The organism is Vibrio salilacus (assembly GCF_002811245.1).
Taxonomy (GTDB): Bacteria; Pseudomonadota; Gammaproteobacteria; order Enterobacterales; family Vibrionaceae; genus Vibrio; species Vibrio salilacus.
Genome location: NZ_NIVQ01000079.1, coordinates 1 through 1282 on the forward strand (window position 1 = coordinate 1; position 1282 = coordinate 1282).

At 44.3% G+C, this 1282-nt stretch carries 2 protein-coding genes; both read left to right on the forward strand.

Translation table 11 applies throughout. The features are described from left to right. The first annotated feature begins 276 nt into the window (after positions 1 to 276). The gene (locus CDZ87_RS16820) at positions 277 to 702 is read left to right on the forward strand and encodes an N-acetyltransferase (protein WP_080536259.1); all 426 of its coding nucleotides are present in this window, start codon (positions 277 to 279) and stop codon (positions 700 to 702) included. 326 nt (positions 703 to 1028) lie between these two features. Continuing rightward, positions 1029 to 1211, forward strand: coding sequence for a hypothetical protein (locus tag CDZ87_RS17115; protein ID WP_157806497.1), 183 nt, complete (start codon positions 1029 to 1031; stop codon positions 1209 to 1211). Positions 1212 to 1282 lie beyond the last annotated feature (71 nt).

Below are 1282 nucleotides of genomic sequence, written 5' to 3' on the forward strand. Positions count from 1 at the left end.
TTACGCGTTTTATGTTCCGTGCATCTGGCGGCCAAGTGAGTTTTGTCGTGTGATTCGGCTCAGAAAATACGGTCAAGAATGCAGTTCTTTGCCAAATAAATCAGTCATTTGTGGTAAAACATAACAAACAATTCAAGCAGACCCTCAACGCTCGGCGATTTTGGTTTGCGTTGGGTTTCGTGTTGCCGAGCAATGCGGAAAGTGAGCCAGGGCGTTTCGGGCTACTTAATTGGGCGTTATGTTGCCCCGATAAATTTGGAAATCTAGAGTTCGAAAATGATAAGAAAGTACAATTCACATGACTTAGATTCGGTTCTTGAAATCTGGCTTGAAGCCTCTGTTAAAGCGCATGATTTCGTCCCGGCGAACTTCTGGGGATCTCAAGTTGAGAACATGCGTAATATTTATATTCCTGCTTCAGAAGTCTTCGTTTATGAAATTGAGTCGAAAATAGTTGGTTTTTACGCGCTGTATGAAAGTACTTTGGCTGCCATATTCGTGTTTCCTGAATTTCAGGGTAAAGGCATCGGTAAGCAGTTATTAAGTCATGCCAAAGCTCAAAGGGCGATCTTGAGCCTTTCCGTATACAAGGAAAATCAGGCTAGTTATCAGTTCTATTTGTCTCAAGGTTTTGTAGTCGTCAGTGAGCAACTAGACGAGCATACGGGACACCCAGAGTACACAATGAGTTCGGGCACATAACAAAGCGTTTAAGTGGGATTTGGCACGCGTGGCATTTTCGGTTTGCGTTGGGTTCAGTGATTAAGTCGCTGTGCGGTAGCTTTTGTATTATGTGCCTGCACCCCTTAACGCGGCGTTATGTTTACTTGTATTTCAGTGGCTTAAAGTTTCTTCGATCTATGTTTTTTGTCCCTTTGGCCGTTCGTTCGAGTTACTTCAGCAAATCGGCATTGTCGGCCCAAGTTCATGAATTACTCAGCCGGTAAAATATACTAATGTTCGTGGGTTGCTTCATTTTCAGGTCGTGGCGGCTGTTTTTAAGTTTCACTGGCTTTAAGGCGCTTTGAGTGTATTTGCCAATTAGCATATCGGCTTGGCAGTTGCCTCGGCAATTTGCCATTGTTCTGCGCTGTGGTTGGAAAGAGAGGGCGCTTGTTGAACGTTGGTCGGGTTGCCTCATTGGGCAGGGAAGTGGATTTACGCGTTTTATGTTCCGTGCATCTGGCGGCCAAGTGAGTTTTGTCGTGTGATTCGGCTCAGAAAATCCGGTCAAGAATGCAGTTCTTTGCCAAATAAATCAGTCATTTGTGGTAAAACATAA

Coding starts and splice junctions, on each gene's coding strand:
- CDZ87_RS16820 (WP_080536259.1), top strand. CDS start 277: ATGATAAGAAAGTACAATTCACATGACTTAGATTCGGTTCTTGAAATC.